Genomic DNA, 18,624 nt, shown 5'->3' on the forward strand with positions numbered 1-18,624 from the left:
GGTGTGCACGGGGACCGCTCTCGTGTCCGGTCGATCCGCCGGGGGACAGGCCCGGCGGAGCGGCTCGGGGGGACAGGCCCCGAGGTCGCTGCTACTCGACCGTGACGGACTTGGCCAGGTTGCGCGGCTTGTCGATGTCGCGGCCCATGGCGAGCGCCGTGTGGTAGGCGAGGAGCTGCAGCGGGATGCCCATCAGGATCGGGTCCAGCTCGTCCTCGTTCTTCGGCACGACGATGGTGTGGTCGGCCTTCGCCTGCGGCTGGTGCGCGACCGCGAGGATGCGGCCGCTGCGGGCCTTGATCTCCTCCAGGGCGGCGCGGTTCTTCTCCAGGAGGTCGTCGTCGGGGACGATCGCGACCGTCGGCAGGGCCGGCTCGATGAGGGCGAGCGGGCCGTGCTTCAGCTCGGAGGCCGGGTACGCCTCGGCGTGGATGTAGGAGATCTCCTTGAGCTTCAGGGAGGCCTCGAGGGCGACCGGGTAGCCGCGCACACGGCCGATGAACATCATCGACTGGGCGCCCGCGTACTCCGCGGCGATCTTCTTGATCTCGTCCTCGGTCTCGAGGATCTCGCTGATCTGCGCGGGCAGCTTGCGCAGGCCCTCGATGATCCGCTTGCCGTCGGTGACGGACAGGTCGCGGATGCGGCCCAGGTGCAGGGCGAGCAGCGCGAAGGCGGTGACCGTGTTGGTGAAGCACTTGGTGGAGACGACGCAGACCTCGGGGCCCGCGTGGACGTACACGCCGCCGTCGGCCTCGCGGGCGATGGCGGAGCCGACCACGTTGACCACGCCGAGGACGCGGGCGCCCTTGCGCTTGAGCTCCTGGACGGCGGCGAGCACGTCGTAGGTCTCACCGGACTGCGAGACGGCGATGTAGAGGGTGTCGGGGTCCACGACCGGGTTGCGGTAGCGGAACTCCGAGGCCGGCTCGGCGTCGGCGGGGATGCGGGCCAGGGACTCGATGAGCCCGGCGCCGATGAGGCCGGCGTGGTACGAGGTGCCGCAGCCGAGGATCTTGATGCGGCGGATGGTGCGGGCCTCGCGGGCGTCGAGGTTCAGGCCGCCGAGGTGCACGGTGGAGAAGCGGTCGTCGATCCGGCCGCGCAGCACGCGGTCGACCGCGTCGGGCTGCTCGGAGATCTCCTTGTGCATGAAGGTGTCGTGGCCGCCCATGTCGTAGGAGGCGGCCTCCCACTCGACGGTCTCCGGGGTGGCGGTGGTGGTGGCGCCGGAGGTGGTGTACGTGCGGAAGTCGTCGGCCTTGAGGGTGGCCATCTCGCCGTCGTCGAGGGTGACGACCTGGCGGGTGTGGGCGATCAGGGCGGCGACGTCGGAGGCGACGAGCATCTCCTTCTCGCCGATGCCGAGGATGACCGGGGAGCCGTTGCGGGCGACGACGATGCGGTCGTTGAAGTCGGCGTGCATCACGGCGATGCCGTAGGTGCCCTCGATGACCTTGAGCGCCTCGCGGACCTTCTCCTCGAGCGTGGTGGCCTGGGAGCGGGCGATGAGGTGGGTGATGACCTCGGTGTCCGTCTCGGAGGCGAAGACGACGCCGTCGGCCTCCAGCTTGGCGCGGAGCTCCTGGGCGTTGTCGACGATGCCGTTGTGGACGACGGCGACCTTGTTCTCGGGGTCCAGGTGCGGGTGCGAGTTGACGTCGCTCGGCGCGCCGTGGGTGGCCCAGCGGGTGTGGGCGATGCCGGTGGTGCCGGTGAAGCGCTTGGGGACGCGGGCTTCCAGGTCGCGGACCCGGCCCTTCGCCTTGACCATCTTCAGGCCGGAGGCCTTCGGGCTGGTGACGACCATGCCGGCGGAGTCGTAACCCCGGTACTCCAGGCGTGCCAGGCCTTCGAGCAGCAGCGGCGCGACGTCGCGCTTTCCGATGTAACCGACAATTCCGCACATAAAGGTGAAACCCCTCCAGGTTGACGATGATGCTGCTCGGCCCGCTGCTCCGGCCCGTGACTCAGCCGTAGACGATGCGGCGCAGCTGCCGGAGCGAGAGCTCCGGCGGTGCCACGGCCCGGTGTGGCAGCTCGGCGGCGATCCGTTCGAAGATCTCGGCGTTCACCGCTCCGCCGGACTGCAGTTCGCGGTGGCGGCGGCGGACGAAATCCTCGGTCGTCTCGTCGAAGTACGCCAGCACGTCGAGCACCACCCGGGCGGCCTCACCGCGCTGGAGCGCGGTGCTGCGGACCAGATGGTCGACGAGGTCGTCGTGGGACGGGCGGCGTTCGAGCACCCGTGAATATTGAGGGGTAGTCGCGCACTTTCGCAAGAATCCTGCCCGGAATCGGGCAGGGTGGGCATGATCAGCGCGATGATCATGGCTCTTGGTCCAGACCTTGACCCGTGGCGGGGGCGCTGACGCACACGGAGGGCGCCGACCGGATATACGTAACGACAGGACGACGGACGTACTGATCACCCGAAGGGGACCATGCCTGTGAGACAGAGCCGAAGGATTCCTCGCCTGATCGGAACCCTGCTCCTCGTCGCGACCGCCGGAGTGGGCTGCGGCGAGAGCGCCGCCGACACCGGAAGGGGCGACGGAAAGGCGGCCGCCGCCGAACCCGAGGTCCGCCCCCTCGGCCGCATCGTGCCCGTGCCCGCCACCATCGCCCCCGAGGGCGAGCCGTACGCCCTCACCCCCGCCACCCGCATCGGCGTGGACGAGACCTCCCGCGAGACCAAGGCCATCGGCCGCTACCTCGCCGGACTGCTCCGCCCCGCCACCGGCTTCCCGCTGCCCGTCGTCGACGAGGCCGCCGCCCGTGGCGGCATCCTGCTCCGGCTCAGCCCCGACGCCACCGAACTCGGCGAGGAGGGCTACCGGCTCCGCTCCGCGCCCGACGGCCTCACCCTCACCGCCCGCGAACCCGCCGGCCTCTTCCGCGGCGTCCAGACCCTGCGCCAGCAGCTGCCCTCCGCCGTCGAGCGGGACTCCGTCCAGCCCGGCCCCTGGAAGATCGCCGGCGGCACGATCACCGACGCCCCGCGCTACGCCTACCGGGGCGCCATGCTCGACGTCGCCCGCCACTTCTTCACCGTCGACGAGGTGAAGCGGTACATCGACCAGCTCGCCCTCTACAAGATCAACACCCTCCATCTGCACCTCACCGACGACCAGGGCTGGCGCATCGCCGTCGACTCCTGGCCCCGGCTCACCAGCCACGGCGGCTCCACCGGGGTCGGCGGCGGCCCCGGCGGCTTCTACACCAAGGCCCAGTACCAGGAGATCGTCCGGTACGCCGCCTCCCGCTACCAGGAGGTCATCCCCGAGATCGACATGCCGGGCCACACCTTCGCGGCCCTCTCCTCCTACGCCGAACTCAACTGCGACGGCATCGCGCCGCCCCTCTACACCGGCATCAAGGTCGGCCTCAGCTCCCTGTGCGTGCCGAAGGAGATCACGTACGACTTCGTCGACGACGTCATCCGGGAGATCGCCGCCCTCACCCCCGGCCGCTACCTCCACATCGGCGGCGACGAGGCGCACTCCACCAGCCACGCCGACTACGTGGCCTTCATGGACCGCGTGCAGCCGGTCGTCGCGAAGTACGGCAAGAAGGTCGTCGGCTGGCACCAGCTGACCGGCACCACCCCCGCGAAGGGCGCCCTCGTCCAGTACTGGGGCCTCGACCGCACCCCCGCCGCCGAGAAGGAACGGGTCGCCGAGGCCGCGCGCAACGGCACCGGCCTCATCCTCTCCCCGGCCGACCGCACCTACCTCGACATGAAGTACACCGAGGACACCCCCCTGGGCCTCGCCTGGGCCGGACACGTCGAGGTGCGGGACTCGTACGACTGGAACCCGGCCACCTATCTGCCGGGAGCCCCGCAGAGCGCCGTCCGGGGCGTCGAGGCGCCGCTGTGGACGGAGACCCTCGCCACCACGGACGACCTCGACGTCATGGTCTTCCCGCGCCTGCCGGGCGTGGCCGAACTGGGCTGGTCCCCGGCGGAGACACACGACTGGGACACGTACAAGGTCCGGCTCGCGGAACAGGCCCCGCGCTTCGACGCGCTGGGCATCGACTACTACCGCTCGCCGCAGGTGCCCTGGCCGGCGAGGTAGTCGTCCAACCGCGGACCCGGGGCGTGGCCGAATTGACCGGATGCTGCCTCCGTTTTACGCTGACATCAAAACGGAGGCAGCATTCGTTTTTCTGGGCCGCGGCGAACGGGAGTGCGCATGGGTGTCGACGACCGGCACGGGCGCAAGCCGCGTGCGGATGTCATGCGCAACCGGACCGCCCTCCTGGAAGCGGCCCAGCGCCATTTCCTGCGGTACGGGGTGGGCACATCGCTGGAAGCGGTCGCCAAGGAGGCCGGGGTCGGGCCCGCGACGCTGTACCGGCACTTCCCGACCCGGGAGGCGCTGCTGGCGGCGGTGCTGCAAACGCGGTCGGACGAGCTGCTCGCCCGCCGGGCGGAGATCGCCCGGGTCGGTGACGCGGCCGAGGGGCTGCGGCAGTGGCTGCGGGCGATGGAGCAGTACTTCAGCGCCTTCAGCGGGCTGCCGGAACCGCTCATGGCCGCGGCCAAGGCGCAGGAGCCGGACAATCCCCTGACCCTGCCCTGCGACATCCTCGTCGCCACGACGGACGAGTACGTGAAGGCCGCCCAGCGCGCGGGGCGCGCGCGGCCCTCGGTGACGGGATTCGACCTGTTCCTCGCCGCTTGTTCCATCGCCTGGCTGATGGGCACCGGCGCCACCGACGAGGAGGCGCTCGGCCGCCTGCGCGACCTCGTCGAAAGCGGATACCACCGGCCCGGCGCCACGGAGTAGCCCACCGGACCGGGATCCCCGCGGGCGCGCCCGCGCCCTGCCGACCCGGTCGCCCCTCGCGCCCCTCCACGCGAGGAGCGACGCACCCTCCAGGAGGACACATCATGAAACTTGCTGTCATCGGAACAGGCCCGGTCGGGACATCGCTGGCGCGCACGTTCAGCGCCGGCGGTCATGACGTCCAGGTGGCGAATTCCCGGGGCCCGCACACCGTGGACGCCGCGGTGCTGGAGTTCGGGGCGCACGCGGTGACCGCGGAGGAGGCCGTTCTGGGCAAGGACGTCGTCATCCTGTCCGTCCCCTTCGCGCGCATCCCGGATGTGGCTGGGCTCTTCGCCTCCGTGCCGACCGAGACCGTGGTCATCGACACCTCCAACTACTTCCCCCACCTGGGCGGCCCCATCGACGCGGTGGCGGGCGGCCAGGCGGAGAGCCTGTGGGTGGCCGAGCAGCTGGGACGGCCCGTGGTGAAGGCGTGGAACGCGGCCCTGGCGGGCACCTTGCAGACCAGGGGCATGCCGGCGGGAGCCCCGGGCCGCATCGCGCTGCCGGTCGCCGCCGACTCCGACGAGGCGCGGCGGATCGGCATGCGCCTGGTGGACGAGAGCGGCTTCGACCCCTACGACGCGGGCGTACTGGCCGACTCCTGGCGCCAGCAGCCGATGACGCCCGCCTATTGCACCGAGCTGAGCCTCGCGGACCTGGAGCCGGCCCTCGCCGCCGCCGACCGCGACGAGGCGCCCCGTAACCGGGACCGCCAGATGAGCCGCTTCGCCACGCTCACCGCCATGCCGACGCTGGACGAGGTGGTGGAGCTCAACCGCTCCCTCCACCGCTGACCCGCGCAGAGCCCCGCGGCACGGCCTGTGCGGCGGTGCCGCCGCGCCGCGAACACCCCTCGCTCAAGGGCCCCTGCGCTCCCTGCCGCCTGGCTCCCCAGCGGACGTGAGGCGTGGCCGCGACGACGAAGGCGTCGAGGGCGTCCAGCAGGTCCTGCTCGCGATCGGCGAGTTCGGCACGCGTCGACGCCGTACGCAGAGGAGTGACGGCGTCGAAGGCCGACACGGCGAGCGCCACGAGCGGGGCGTCGGCGGCGAGGAGGCGGACCTGGAACTGGAGGTTCTCCGCCGCCGGTGCCGAGTGGGCCGCCTCGCCCGAGGACCTGCGGGCGCCGACCGAGGGGGAGTGGTCGAGCATCCGTGTCCTCATCACCCCCGTACCCCCCGTGCTCGTGCTCTCCGCCGACCACGGGCTTCGACCCCGGCCCGAGCCCGTCCCGGGGTGCGCGCCGTGCGCGTATCCGGCGCGGCGGTTCGACGACTGCATGCAATGCCTGGCGCACGCCGTCACGACCGGGCACGACACCTTCGCCGTGACGGTCGAGTACGTCGCCCCGGTGACGAGTGCCGGGGGTTCCGCGTGCGGCTCCACGCGGTAGCGGTCACGGCCGTGGGGCGGGCGGCCGGACGGACCGCACGTGCCGGGCCGGGGCTAAGCTCCGTGGATGGAGCGAGCTGAGGTTCTGAGGCGAGTGATCGGCATCCTGACGGAGGCTCAGGAGATCCGGCGGGCGGTGGAGGACGGGGACGAGGAGGCTCTCGAGTCGGCGTCGGAGATCGAACCACGGGTGATCACGCAGATGCTGAACGAGATGCTGCCCCACATCAGGGTGCCGGCCGACGCCACTCCGCAAGAGGTGACCCACCTCCTCGCCACGGCTCTCGGTCCCGCGCTGTACACCATGGTCTCCGGGTTCACCCTGGCCTTCACGAGTCTCGCCGTGGCGCACGACGAGGGGCGGACCGACGTCTCCTCGGCCGAGGTGCTGCAGACCCTCGCCCTCCAGGTGGAGGCGGGCCGCTTCGACGAGGGCGCCTGAACGGCCTTTCCCCCCGACCGGGCTCCACCCGGCTCGGCGCCGCACCGGCGTGGAGGAGGGAGAAGATGTGAGCCCCGGCGGAGGACCGTACTCCGGCGGGGCTCACATCGGTATGAGGGCTATCAGCGTCAGGCGAAGCGGGCGATCGGGTTCACCAGGTCGCCGACCAGCTGGAGGGCCGCCGACGGGTCCGACAGGTCGACCATCTGCTTGTTGTTGCGCAGCTGGAGGCGGTTGAGGGCCGACAGGGCGAACGTCTCCGCGAACATGTCGTACTGGGCGAAGCGGTCCGCCAGTTCCGGCTTCGACTTCTCGTAGGCGCGGACGCACTCCGCCACCGTGCGCCAGAAGTCGTCCTCCGCGAGGACGCCCTCCGCCGCCAGGGTCGCGCCCAGGAAGCGGAAGAAGCAGTCGAAGACGTCCGTGAAGACCGAGAGGAGCTTCATGTCCTCCGGGATCTCGGCGCGGACGCGCTCCACGGCCGGCGGCAGGACCGCCGTCGGGTCCATGACGACGATCTCCTCGGCGATGTCCTTGAAGATCGCGCGGGAGACCGTGCCCTGCTCGTCGAGGACCAGGATCACGTTCTCGCCGTGCGGCATGAACGCCAGGTCGTACGCGTAGAAGCTGTGCAGGACCGGGAGGAGGTACGCGTCCAGGTACTGGCGGAGCCAGACCGTCGCCTCCTGGCCCGATTCCTTGATCAGCGCGCCCGCGAAGGACGCGCCCGCGTGGTCCACGTGGAGGAGCGAGGCCATCGTCGCCAGGCGCTCGCCCTCGGCGAGGGTCGGCACCGGGGACTCGCGCCAGAGCGCCGCCAGCATCTTGCGGTACGGCGAGTAGCGGTCGGTCGCGGCCTCGTACTCCAGGTGCCGGTAGCCGACGGCCGCCCGCTCGCGGATGATCGAGAACCGGGCCGCCGCGAAGACGGAGTCCGACTCGATGAGCTGGTGCAGCCAGTCGTTGATGGCCGGGGTGGCCTCCATGTACGCGGCCGACAGACCCCGCATGAAGCCCATGTTGAGGACCGACAGGGCCGTCTTCACGTAGTGCTTCGACGGGTCCGAGGTGTTGAAGAACGTACGGATCGACTGCTGCGCCAGGTACGTGTCGTCGCCCTCGCCCAGGTAGACGAGACGCTGCTGCGCCACCTCGGCCGCGAAGGTGACCGACAGCTTGTTCCACCACTGCCAGGGGTGGCAGGGCATGAGGAGGTAGTCGGCCGGGTCCAGGCCCCGGGCGGCCAGCGTCGCCGCGAAGCCGTCCACCGTGGCATCGCCGAGCTCCGCGCGGACGAAGGTCTCGTACTCGATGTCCGCGCCCGCCGTGAACGTGGTGCGGTCGCGGTGCGCCGCCAGCCAGATCAGGTGGATGTCGCTCGCGGCCTCGGGGGCGTACGCGCGGAACTCGTCGACGCCGAAGCCGAGCCGGCCGTTGTTGGCGACGAAGCAGGGGTGGCCCTCGGTCATGCCGGTCTCGATGGCCTGGAAGCCGGCGTGGGCCAGCTCGGCGGAGGTCACCTTCGGCTTGGTCGCCTTGTAGGCCGTGCCGGCGAGGGTGGAGGAGATCTCCTCCAGGTAGACCGGCAGGACCTCGTCGCTCAGGCCGAGGGCGCCGCGCAGTTCGGTGATGAACTGCAGCGCGTCGAGCGGGAGCTGCTCGTCGCCGCGGTGCCGGCTGATCGACTCGGGGTAGACCTGCCAGTGGTCGAGGGCGAACCGGTCCGCGGTGAAGCGGTACTCGGTCACGCCGTCGTCGGCGAGGACCGCGTAGCGGCTCTCGCCCAGCTCGCGCGGGTCGAGGAGCCGCTCGTGGGCGAACTCGGCGAGGCCCTTGCGGATCAGGGCGCGGTTGGCGTCCGCCCAGCGCTCCGGGGTGAGGTGCGCGACGGGATCGGTGATGGTCATACGGTCACACCCACTGCCGCCTCGAACTGCTCGCGGGTGCAGAAGCTCAGCAGGGCCTTCTTCTCCGGCTTCTGGATCTCCCGCTCGGGCACGAAGCCGACGGCCTCGTTGAGCGCGTGGACGGCCTTGTTGGACACGTCCGGCTCGACGACCACACGCGCGGTCGCCGGGTCGGCGAACAGCTCCGCCATGACGGCGGTGATCACGGTCCGGGTGAAGCCGTGCACGGGGGTGTCGGTGGGCGCGACGAGGAAGTGCATGCCGACGTCACCCGGCCGCGGGTCGTACAGGCCGACCAGTTCCAGCTTCGACGGGTCGTACCGCTCCATCAGGAAGGCGGGCTCGCCGTCGACCAGGCCGATGAAGGCGTCGTGGTGCGGATGGGCGGTGATCGCCGTGTACTCGCGCTCGACGTCCTGGAGGGTGGCGCCCTGCATCATCCAGAAGGCGGCTTTGGGATGGGTGACCCACGGGTGGATCAGCCGGGCGTCCTTCGACGGGTCGAAGGGACGTATCGATACGGTCATACCGCGAACTCCTGGAAAGCGATGGTCTTCTCGACGGGGTAGTAGTCGTATCCCAGCATCGCCCCGATGATGTACGCGTTGCGGTACGCCCCCATGCCGAGGTCGGGCGAGGTGATCGAGTGCGTGTGCACACCGGCGTTCTGCAGGAAGACCCCGCGGCCGGTCGTGTCGATCGCGTAGTTGCGGGCCACGTCGAAGCGGCCCTGGCCGTCCCAGTTGAGGCGGTCGCGGACCGGCTCCAGGAACGCGGGGACGGCGTACTTGTACCCGGTGGCGAGGATCAGGCCCTCGGTCTCCAGGGTGAAGTCCTTCTCCTGCTCCTCCTGGCGGAAGCCGAGGGTGTACGTGCCCGTCTCCGCGTCGTACGCGGCGGAGTGCAGGGCCGAGTTGGTGAGGAGCCTGGTGGGCACGGGGCCGTTGAGGTTCTTCTGGTAGAGCAGGTCGAAGATGGCGTCGATCAGCTCGCCGTCGATGCCCTTGAAGAGGCCCTTCTGCTGGGTCTCCAGGCGGTAGCGGGTCTGCTCGGGCAGCGCGTGGAAGTAGTCCACGTACTCCGGGGAGGTCATCTCCAGGGTGAGCTTGGTGTACTCGAGCGGGAAGAAGCGCGGGGAGCGGGTCACCCAGTTCAGCTGGTAGCCGTGGGCGTCGATCTCGCTCAGGAGGTCGTAGTAGATCTCGGCGGCGCTCTGGCCGCTGCCGACCAGGGTGATCGACTTCTTCTTCTGCAGCTCCGCCTTGTTCGGGAGGTAGCGCGAGTTGTGGATCAGGTCGCCGCCGAGGTCCTGGCAGGTCTCGGGGACGTACGCCGGGGTGCCGGTGCCGAGGACGAGCTTCCGCGAGCGGAACGTTTCTCCGGCCTCGGTGGTCACCACGTACACCTCGGCGGTCTCGTCGAAGGCCACGGAGGCGACGGTCGTCGAGAAGCGGACCGAGGAGAGTTTCCCGGCGGCCCAGCGGCAGTAGTCGTTGTACTCGGTCCGCAGCGGGTAGAAGTTCTCCCGGATGTAGAACGAGTAGAGCCGGCCCTTCTCCTTCAGGTAGTTCAGGAAGGAGTACGGCGAGGTCGGGTCGGCCATCGTGACCAGGTCCGACATGAACGGGGTCTGGAGGTGGGCGCCTTCGAGGAACATCCCCGAGTGCCACTCGAAGTCCGGCTTCGACTCCAGGAAGAGGCCGTTCAGCTCGTCGATCGGCTCGGTCAGGCAGGCGAGCCCGAGGTTGAACGGACCGAGCCCGATGCCGATGAAGTCGTGGATCCCGGAGTTCTCAGGGGTCTCAGGCGTGGACAAGGTTCTCTCCCAGGTACTGCTCGGCGTGGCCGGCGATCAGATCGAGGACGGCGGCGATGTCCGCCACGGTGGTCTCGGGGTTGAGCAAGGTGAACTTGAGGTACTGGCGGCCGTCGACCTTGGTCCCGGCGACGACGGCCTCGCCGGAGGCGAACAGGGCCTTCCGGGCGTGCAGGTTGGCCCGGTCGACGTCCTCGGGGGAGGTGACGGCCTCCGGGATGTAGCGGTAGACGAGCGTGGAGAGCTGCGGCTCGACCACGACGTCGTAGCGCGGGTCGGCGGCGAGCAGCGCGAAGCCCTCGGCGGCCAGGTCGCAGACCTCGTCGAAGAGCTGACCGACGCCGTCGGCGCCCATCACGCGCAGGGTCATCCACAGCTTGAGCGCGTCGAAGCGGCGGGTGGTCTGGAGCGACTTGTCGACCTGGTTCGGTATCTGCTCCGCGATGGTGCGGCGCGGGTTCAGGTAGTCCGCGTGGTAGGTCGCGTGGCGCAGGGTGGCGCCGTCGCGGACCAGGACGGCCGAGGAGCTGACCGGCTGGAAGAAGGACTTGTGGAAGTCGACGGTGACCGAGGCGGCCCGCTCGATGCCGTCCAGGAGGTGGCGGCGGGTCGGGGAGGCGAGCAGCCCGCAGCCGTAGGCCGCGTCCACGTGCATCCAGGCGCCGTACTCGTCGGCCAGGGCGGCGATCTCGGGCAGCGGGTCGATGGAGCCGAAGTCGGTGGTACCGGCGGTGGCGACGATCGCCATCGGGACGAGGCCCTCGGCGCGGCAGGCCTCCAGCTCGGCGGCGAGGACGACGGACTGCATCCGCTTGTTCCGGTCGACCGGGATCGAGACGACGGCGTCGTGGCCGAGGCCGAGGAGGGTGGCCGACTTCTGGACGCTGAAGTGGCTGCACTCGGAGGAGAAGACGCGGAGCCGGGACAGGTCGTCCGTCTTGGCCTCCTCGCGGGCGAGGAGCAGGGCCTGGAGGTTGGACTGCGTGCCACCGCTGGTGAACACGCCGTCGGCGGCCGGGCCGAGGCCGATGCGGCCGGTGGTCCAGTCGATCAGCTTGCGCTCGATGAGGGTGCCGCCGGCGCTCTGGTCCCAGGTGTCGAGCGAGGAGTTGACCGCCGAGAGGACGGCCTCGCCGAGGACGGCGGGGATGACCACCGGGCAGTTGAGGTGGCCCAGGTAGCGGGGGTGGTGGAAGTAGACGGCGTCGCGGAGGTAGACGCTCTCCAGCTCGTCGAGGGCGGCGGAGGAGTCGCCGAGCGGCCGGTCGAGGTCGACGGCGTCGATGACGGGCGCGAGCTCGGCGGGCGTCACACCGGTGAACGGGCCCCGCGTCGAGGCGAGTTTCGCCGCCACGCGCTCGACTCCTTCGGTGACGGAGCGGCGGTAGCTCTCCGCCGTGGCGTCGTTGAGCAGGTGCGAGCGCATGTGGGGGGCCTCCGGAACAGCGGCGAGGGACGAGGGAGCGGCGATGCCTGGTTAGGTTAGCCTAACCTAACGAAGCGTCGCAACGTCCCCTCGCCCCTCTCAGGTCGCACCGGGGGAGCGGGAGTTGACGTGCGTGCGCCTACACGTCTTCCTGGGTCTCGTCCGGGACCTCGCGCAGCGCGTCCTCGGAAAGACCCTTGCGCCAGTAACCGACGAACGTCACCCGGCGCCGGTCGAGACCGCGCTCCCGCACGAAGTGCCGGCGCAGCGCCTTCACCGCGCCGGACTCGCCCGCGATCCAGACGTACGGGGCCTCTCCGGGCAGCTCGGCGCCGCGCACCGCGTCCACGGCGGACGGCGCCCCCTCCTCCCGTACGAGCCAGGTGACGGTGGCGTCGGCCTGCGTCGCGAGCTCCATGCGGTCGCCCGAGTGCGGGACTTCGAGGAACACCTGGGCGCGGGTCTCGGCCGGCAACCACTCCAGGATCGCCGAGGCGGCCGGGAGGGCCGTCTCGTCCGCCCAGATCAGGACGGAGTCGGCGTCCTCGGGCAGCCGGAAGCGGACACCGGTGTTCTCGGCGACCGCCGGGCCGAGGACGACCACCCGGTCACCGGGCTTGGCCTGGGCGGCCCAGCGGCAGGCGGGCCCGCCGTCCTCGTGCAGGGCGAAGTCGATGTCGACCTCGTCCGCCGGCTCGGTGCGCTGCTCGCGGACGGTGTACGAGCGCATCACGGCCCGCTCGTCGTCCGGCATCGCCCGCCAGGCGCCCAGGATGGCGTACATGTCCGGGTTGTCCAGAGGCGGCAGGGCGGGCGCCTCCTGGCCGGGGTGCGGCAGGAAGAGGGAGAGCGACTGGTCGCGGCCACCGGCGGCGAAGCCCTTCAGGTCGTCCCCGGTGAAGGTGACCCGGACCAGGGACGGGCCGAGCCGCCGGGTCCGGTCCACCTGGAGGTGGAAGAACTGGAAGGGGGCGGTCTCGGAGTTCGTCATGAAAACATAGGTTAGCCTAACCTCATAAGGATCTGTACGGGGGAGGGCCCGCCACCCCCTCGGGGCGGCGGGCCCTCCTCACCGGACCGGTCGGCTCAGGCCTGAAGGCCCAACTCCCGTGCGATCAGCATCCGCTGGACCTCGCTCGTGCCCTCGCCGATCTCCAGGATCTTCGAGTCGCGCCACATCCGGGCCACCGGGTACTCGTTCATGAAGCCGTAGCCGCCGTGGATCTGGGTCGCCTCACGGGCGTTGTCCACCGCCACCGTGGAGGAGTACAGCTTCGCGATCGCCGCCTCCTTCTTGAACGGCTCGCCGAGGACGAGGCGCGAGGCCGCGTCCCGCCAGCCGATCCGGGCCATGTGCGCCCGCATCTCCATGTCGGCGATCTTGAACTGGATGGCCTGGTTGTCGCCGATCGGCCGGCCGAAGGCGTGACGTTCCTTCGCGTACTTCACCGACTCGTCCACACAGCCCTGCGCGAGCCCCGTCGCGAGCGCCGCGATGGCGACCCGGCCCTCGTCCAGGATCCGCAGGAACTGCGCGTACCCACGCCCCTCCTCGCCGAGCAGGTTCCCCACCGGGACCCGGACGTCGTCGAAGGACAGCTCACGGGTGTCCGAGGCGTTCCAGCCGACCTTCGAGTAGGGGGCGGCGACCGTGAAACCGGGCGTGCCGGAGGGGACGATGATCGAGGAGATCAGCGGACGCCCGTCCGGCTTGCGGCCGGTGACCGCCGTGACCGTCACCAGACCCGTGATGTCCGTGCCGGAGTTGGTGATGAAGCACTTCGACCCGTTGATCACCCACTCGTCGCCGTCGCGGACGGCGGTGGTGCGGGTGCCGCCCGCGTCCGAGCCGGCGCCCGGCTCGGTCAGACCGAACGCGCCGAGCAGCTCACCGGCGCAGAGCCTCGGCAGCCACTCCCGCTTCTGCTCCTCCGTACCGAAGAGGTGCAGCGGCATCGCGCCGAGCGAGACGCCGGCCTCCAGGGTGATCGCCACGGAGGAGTCGACCCGGGCCAGCTCCTCCAGGGCGATGCCGAGCGCCAGGTAGTCGCCGCCCATGCCGCCGTACTCCTCGGGGAACGGCAGCCCGAACAGGCCCATACGGCCCATCTCGCGGACGATCTCGTACGGGAACTCGTGCCGCTCGTAGTAGTCGCCGATCTTCGGCGCCACCACGTCGTGGGCGAACGCCTCGACGGTACGGCGGAGTTCCTCGTGCTCGGCGGTGAGGCGGTGGTCGAGGGACATGGTGTTCGTCACTCCTGGTGGGAGAGGGCACGGACGGTACGGGAAGGGCTGGGTCGGCCCAGTTGGTCGGCCATCCACACGCTCGTGGCGGTGAGGGCGGCCAGATCGACCCCGGTCTCGATGCCGAGACCGTCGAGCATCCACACGAGGTCCTCGGTGGCGAGATTGCCGGTCGCGCTCTTCGCGTACGGGCAGCCGCCGAGGCCGCCGGCGGAGGCGTCGACGGTGGTCACTCCGTGGCGCAGGGCGGCCAGGGTGTTGGAGAGGGCCTGCCCGTACGTGTCGTGGAAGTGCACGGCGATACGGGAGGTGGGGACGCCGGCCTCGTTCAGCGCGGTGAGCAGCTCCTGGACGTGCCCCGGGGTGGCGACCCCGATGGTGTCCCCGAGGCTCAGCTCGTCGCAGCCCATCTCGGCCAGCGCCTTCGTGACCCGCACGACCTGCTCGACCGGGACGGCGCCCTCCCAGGGGTCGCCGAAGCACATCGACAGGTAGCCACGGACCTTGAGGCCCGCCTCTATCGCCCGGACGACCGTCGGGGCGAACAGCGCGAGGGCCTCGTCGACGGTCCGGTTGAGATTGGCCTTCGCGAACGACTCGGTGGCGGAGGCGAACACGGCGATCTCGCGGACGCCGAGGGCGAGCGCCCGGTCGAGGCCCCGCTCGTTCGGCACGAGCACCGGCAGCCGGACCGGCAGGTCGCGGACGAGCGGGAACAGCTCCTCCGCGTCCGCCAGTTGGGGCACCCACTTCGGGTGCACGAAGCTGGTCGCCTCGACGGTGGAGAGCCCGGCGGCGGCGAGCCTCCGGACGAACTCCGCCTTCACCCCGGTCGGGACGAGCGCCTTCTCGTTCTGCAGCCCGTCCCGGGCGCCGACCTCGTGGATCCGGACCCGGGCGGGGAGCGAGGGGTCGCGCACCGTCATGGGCAGTCCGGTGGTCATGATTCCTCCCGGGGGGCGACGACGGCCAGGACCTGGTCCATGGCGACGGTGCTGCCGGGCGTGACGTCCAGCTCGGTGACGGTGCCGGCGTGCGGGGCGGAGATGACGTGCTCCATCTTCATCGCCTCGACGACGAGCAGACTCTGCCCCGCCTCGACCTCGTCCCCGACGGCCACCTTGACGACGGTGACGGTCCCGGGCATCGGCGCGGCGAGCGTGTCCGCCCCACCGTGCCTCGCCCCGCTGAGCGCGGCCTCGACGGGGTCGTGGTCGAGGACGTGCCAGGAGTCGCCGTCCCGGCCGAGCCAGTTCCCCGCGCGGTGGAAGCGGTGGACGACCCCGTCCACCGTCACGGTCACCGAGTCGGTGGTGACCCGGGCGCCGCCCGGGGCCTCGACGGTGACGGGTTCGCGTCCCGATACGCGTACGGAGAAGGGCAGCGGAGCCGGACGGCCGCCGAGCCGCCAGCCGCTCGGCGCCGAGAACGGGTCCGTCCAGCCGTCCCGCGCCACCGGGGCCAGCCCCGCGAGCCGGACGGCCGCCGCCGCCGCGTACACCTCCGCCGGTACGCCCTCCGGGACCAGGCTCTCCGCGTCCCGCTCGACCAGGCCCGTGTCCAGGGCGCCGGAGACGACGTCCGGGTGGGCGAGGAGCCCGCGCAGGAAGCCCGCGTTCGTCGGGACGCCCAGGGTGACCGTGTCCGCCAGGGCCGCGCGCAGCTTGCGGAGGGCCGTGGGGCGGTCCTTCGCGTGGACGATGACCTTCGACAGCATCGGGTCGTAGAGGGAGGAGACCTCCGTGCCCCGGGAGAGGCCCGAGTCCGTGCGGACTCCGTCGCCCTGCGGTTCGTTCAGGGCCAGGACCGTGCCGCCCGACGGGAGGAAGCCCCTCGACGGGTCTTCCGCGCAGATGCGGGCCTCGATCGCCCAGCCGTCGAGCCGGACGTCGTCCTGCGTGAAGTCGAGCGGCTCGCCCGCCGCCACCCGCAGCTGCCACTCCACCAGGTCCACCCCGGTGATCAGCTCGGTCACCGGGTGCTCGACCTGGAGCCGGGTGTTCATCTCCATGAAGTAGTACGAGGCCGGGTCGCCGCCCGGCACGATGAACTCGACCGTACCCGCGCCGACATACCCGCAGGACCGTGCCGCCTCGACCGCCGCCGCGCCCATCGCCGCCCGGATCTCCGGGGTCAGCAGGACGCTCGGCGCCTCCTCGATGATCTTCTGGTGGCGCCGCTGGAGCGAGCACTCGCGCTCACCGAGGTGCACCACGTTCCCGTGGGCGTCGGCGAGGACCTGGATCTCGATGTGCCGGGGCCGGTCGATCCACCGCTCCACGAGCAGCGTGTCGTCACCGAACGAGGAGCGGGCCTCGCGGCGGGCCGCCGCGATCTCGTCCTCCAGGACCGCCAGGTCCCGGACGAGCCGCATGCCCTTGCCGCCGCCGCCCGCGCTCGGCTTGAGCAGCACGGGCGCGCCCAGCTCGCGGGCGGCCTCGGCCAGTTCGGGGTCGGCGGCGCCGGGGACGACGGGCACGCCCGCCGCCTTCACGGTGTCCTTCGCCCTGATCTTGTCGCCCATCAGGGAGATGGCGGAGGCCGGAGGACCGATGAAGACGAGGCCCGCGTCCGCGCACGCCTGCGCGAAGCCGGCGTTCTCCGCGAGGAAGCCGTAGCCGGGGTGGACGGCCTGCGCACCGGTGCGCCGGGCCGCGTCGAGCAGCGCCGGGACGGACAGGTACGACTCGGCGGCCGGCGGCGGGCCGATCCGTACCGCCGTGTCCGCCTCCCGTACGTGCCGGGCGTCGGCGTCCGCGTCGCTGTACACGGCCACCGAGCGCACGCCCATCGCCCGCAGGGTGCGGATGACCCGGACCGCGATCTCGCCGCGATTGGCGACGAGCACTGTGTCGAACATGCTGTGCTGGAACAAGCTGCGCATCTCCTGGGAGCCCCTCACATCCGGAAGACGCCGAACTGGGGGTCACCCAGGGGCGCGTTGGCACAGGCGGTCAGGGCGAGGCCGAGGACCTGCCGGGTCTCCAGCGGGTCGATGACCCCGTCGTCCCAGAGCCGGGCGGTCGCGTAGTAGGCGTTGCCCTGGGACTCGTACTGCTCGCGGATCGGGGCCTTGAAGGCCTCTTCCTCGTCCGCGCTCCACCCGTCGCCGAGCTGGTCGCGCTTGACCGTCGCGAGGACGGACGCGGCCTGCTCGCCGCCCATGACCGAGATCTTGGCGTTCGGCCACATCCACAGGAAGCGGGGCGAGTACGCCCGGCCGCACATCGAGTAGTTGCCCGCGCCGTACGAACCGCCGACGACGACCGTCAGCTTCGGCACCCGGGTGGTGGCGACGGCCGTGACCATCTTGGCGCCGTGCTTGGCGATGCCGCCGTGCTCGTACGCCTTGCCGACCATGAAGCCCGTGATGTTCTGCAGGAAGACGAGCGGGATCCCGCGCTGGTCGCACAGCTCGATGAAGTGCGCGCCCTTCTGGGCGGACTCGGCGAACAGGATGCCGTTGTTGGCGACGATGCCGACCGGGTGCCCGTGGATCCGGGCGAAGCCGGTGATGAGCGTCTGCCCGTACTCGGACTTGAACTCCTGGAAGCGCGAGCCGTCCACGACCCGGGCGATCACCTCGCGCACGTCGTACGGGGTGCGGGAGTCCACCGGCACCGCACCGTACAGGCCGTACGGGTCGACCTTCGGTTCCTCGACCGGCTCCACCGACCACGGCAGCGCACCGCGCTCCGGGAGCGTGGCCACGATGTTCCGCACGATCCGCAGGGCGTGGGCGTCGTCCTCGGCCAGGTGGTCGGTGACGCCGGAGATCCGGGAGTGGACCTCGCCGCCGCCCAGCTCCTCCGCCGTGACGACCTCGCCGGTCGCCGCCTTCACGAGGGGCGGTCCGCCCAGGAAGATGGTCCCCTGGTTCCGTACGATCACGGCCTCGTCGCTCATCGCCGGGACGTACGCGCCGCCCGCCGTGCAGGAGCCGAGGACCGCCGCGATCTGCGGGATGCCCGCGCCGGACATGCGGGCCTGGTTGTAGAAGATCCGGCCGAAGTGCTCACGGTCCGGGAAGACCTCGTCCTGCATCGGCAGGAAGGCGCCGCCCGAGTCGACCAGGTAGAGGCAGGGGAGACGATTCTCCAGGGCCACCTCCTGGGCGCGGAGGTGCTTCTTCACCGTCATCGGGTAGTACGTGCCGCCCTTGACGGTCGCGTCGTTCGCGACGATCACGCACTCGCGGCCCGAGACCCGCCCGATACCGGCGATGACCCCGGCCGCCGGGGCCTGGTCGCCGTACATGCCGTGCGCCGCCAGCGGAGCCAGCTCCAGGAAGGGCGAACCCGGGTCGAGGAGGGTGTCCACCCGGTCCCTGGGCAGCAGCTTGCCGCGCGCGGTGTGCCGGGCCCGGGACTTCTCACCCCCGCCCAGCGCGGCCGCCGCGAGCTTGGCGCGCAGGGTCGCGGCCAGCTCGTGGTGCGCCGCCTCGTTCGCCTGCCAGGCCGGCGAGGCGGGATCCGCCGCACTCGTCAGCACAGGTGCCTGCTGCATCCCTCGAGCTCCCTTGCTCGGTTAATGAGCGTTAACGTATGCCGCTC

Annotated in this window: 16 protein-coding genes; 4 read left to right on the forward strand and 12 right to left on the reverse strand. The window is 71.0% G+C overall.

Translation table 11 applies throughout. The features are described 5' to 3' along the window. Nucleotides 1–91 precede the first annotated feature (91 nt). Both glmS and ACFWUY_RS00775 read right to left on the reverse strand, forming a co-directional pair. The gene (gene glmS / locus ACFWUY_RS00770; protein WP_384100453.1) at nt 92–1,909 is read right to left on the reverse strand and encodes a glutamine--fructose-6-phosphate transaminase (isomerizing); all 1,818 of its coding nucleotides are present in this window, start codon (nt 1,907–1,909) and stop codon (nt 92–94) included. Nucleotides 1,910–1,970: 61 nt separating this feature from the next. Then, nucleotides 1,971–2,246, reverse strand: coding sequence for a hypothetical protein (locus ACFWUY_RS00775; protein WP_384100455.1), 276 nt, complete (start codon nt 2,244–2,246; stop codon nt 1,971–1,973). A gap of 204 nt (nt 2,247–2,450) precedes the next feature. Here ACFWUY_RS00775 and ACFWUY_RS00780 point away from each other — a divergent pair, with 204 nt between their 5' ends. The 3 genes from ACFWUY_RS00780 to ACFWUY_RS00790 all read left to right on the forward strand — a co-directional run bounded on the left by ACFWUY_RS00780 (nt 2,451) and on the right by ACFWUY_RS00790 (nt 5,635). Beyond that, complete coding sequence (locus ACFWUY_RS00780; RefSeq protein ID WP_384100457.1) at nt 2,451–4,082, forward strand: beta-N-acetylhexosaminidase; 1,632 nt, start codon at nt 2,451–2,453, stop codon at nt 4,080–4,082. A 117-nt stretch (nt 4,083–4,199) separates the two neighbouring features. Next, nucleotides 4,200–4,796, forward strand: a complete 597-nt coding sequence (locus tag ACFWUY_RS00785) for a TetR/AcrR family transcriptional regulator (protein WP_384100459.1) — start codon at nt 4,200–4,202, stop codon at nt 4,794–4,796. A 104-nt stretch (nt 4,797–4,900) separates the two neighbouring features. Then, on the forward strand, nt 4,901–5,635 hold the full coding sequence (locus ACFWUY_RS00790) for an NADPH-dependent F420 reductase (protein ID WP_384100461.1): 735 nt from the start codon (nt 4,901–4,903) through the stop codon (nt 5,633–5,635). Here the strand turns inward: ACFWUY_RS00790 and ACFWUY_RS00795 are convergent. Then, complete coding sequence (locus tag ACFWUY_RS00795) at nt 5,613–5,993, reverse strand: hypothetical protein (RefSeq protein WP_384100463.1); 381 nt, start codon at nt 5,991–5,993, stop codon at nt 5,613–5,615. The genes ACFWUY_RS00790 and ACFWUY_RS00795 overlap by 23 nt on opposite strands. A 307-nt stretch (nt 5,994–6,300) precedes the next feature. Between ACFWUY_RS00795 and ACFWUY_RS00800 the strand changes: the two genes are divergently transcribed. Then, nucleotides 6,301–6,675: a hypothetical protein gene (locus ACFWUY_RS00800; protein ID WP_384100465.1), complete on the forward strand. Its 375-nt coding sequence runs from the start codon at nt 6,301–6,303 to the stop codon at nt 6,673–6,675. Nucleotides 6,676–6,803: 128 nt separating this feature from the next. Here the strand turns inward: ACFWUY_RS00800 and ACFWUY_RS00805 are convergent, their stop codons facing one another. The 9 genes from ACFWUY_RS00805 to ACFWUY_RS00845 all read right to left on the reverse strand — a co-directional run bounded on the left by ACFWUY_RS00805 (nt 6,804) and on the right by ACFWUY_RS00845 (nt 18,577). Beyond that, the gene (locus tag ACFWUY_RS00805) at nt 6,804–8,582 is read right to left on the reverse strand and encodes an IucA/IucC family protein (protein ID WP_384100467.1); all 1,779 of its coding nucleotides are present in this window, start codon (nt 8,580–8,582) and stop codon (nt 6,804–6,806) included. Beyond that, a complete protein-coding gene (locus ACFWUY_RS00810) occupies nt 8,579–9,109 on the reverse strand; it encodes a GNAT family N-acetyltransferase (RefSeq protein WP_384100469.1) in 531 nt (176 codons plus the stop codon). Before ACFWUY_RS00810 ends, ACFWUY_RS00805 begins: the two co-directional genes overlap by 4 nt. After that, nucleotides 9,106–10,398, reverse strand: a complete 1,293-nt coding sequence (locus ACFWUY_RS00815; RefSeq protein WP_384100471.1) for a lysine N(6)-hydroxylase/L-ornithine N(5)-oxygenase family protein — start codon at nt 10,396–10,398, stop codon at nt 9,106–9,108. The genes ACFWUY_RS00810 and ACFWUY_RS00815 overlap by 4 nt, the downstream gene beginning before the upstream one ends. Then, entirely contained in the window at nt 10,385–11,824 is a 1,440-nt protein-coding gene (locus ACFWUY_RS00820; protein ID WP_384100473.1) for a pyridoxal phosphate-dependent decarboxylase family protein, read from the reverse strand. Before ACFWUY_RS00820 ends, ACFWUY_RS00815 begins: the two co-directional genes overlap by 14 nt. Nucleotides 11,825–11,963: 139 nt before the next feature. Next, nucleotides 11,964–12,815, reverse strand: a complete 852-nt coding sequence (locus ACFWUY_RS00825) for a siderophore-interacting protein (RefSeq protein WP_384100475.1) — start codon at nt 12,813–12,815, stop codon at nt 11,964–11,966. Nucleotides 12,816–12,910: 95 nt separating this feature from the next. Next, nucleotides 12,911–14,071, reverse strand: a complete 1,161-nt coding sequence (locus tag ACFWUY_RS00830) for an acyl-CoA dehydrogenase family protein (protein WP_384100477.1) — start codon at nt 14,069–14,071, stop codon at nt 12,911–12,913. 8 nt (nt 14,072–14,079) lie between these two features. After that, nucleotides 14,080–15,015 carry a hydroxymethylglutaryl-CoA lyase gene (locus tag ACFWUY_RS00835; protein WP_384100479.1) on the reverse strand — a complete coding sequence of 312 codons (936 nt, stop codon included), beginning with the start codon at nt 15,013–15,015 and terminating at the stop codon, nt 14,080–14,082. Further along, nucleotides 15,012–16,955: an acetyl/propionyl/methylcrotonyl-CoA carboxylase subunit alpha gene (locus ACFWUY_RS00840; RefSeq protein WP_384100481.1), complete on the reverse strand. Its 1,944-nt coding sequence runs from the start codon at nt 16,953–16,955 to the stop codon at nt 15,012–15,014. The genes ACFWUY_RS00835 and ACFWUY_RS00840 overlap by 4 nt, the downstream gene beginning before the upstream one ends. A 14-nt stretch (nt 16,956–16,969) precedes the next feature. Beyond that, nucleotides 16,970–18,577, reverse strand: a complete 1,608-nt coding sequence (locus ACFWUY_RS00845; RefSeq protein WP_384100483.1) for a carboxyl transferase domain-containing protein — start codon at nt 18,575–18,577, stop codon at nt 16,970–16,972. Nucleotides 18,578–18,624: the final 47 nt, after the last annotated feature.

The sequence above is a fragment of the Streptomyces sp. NPDC058664 genome (assembly GCF_042716635.1).
GTDB lineage: Bacteria > Actinomycetota > Actinomycetes > Streptomycetales > Streptomycetaceae > Streptomyces.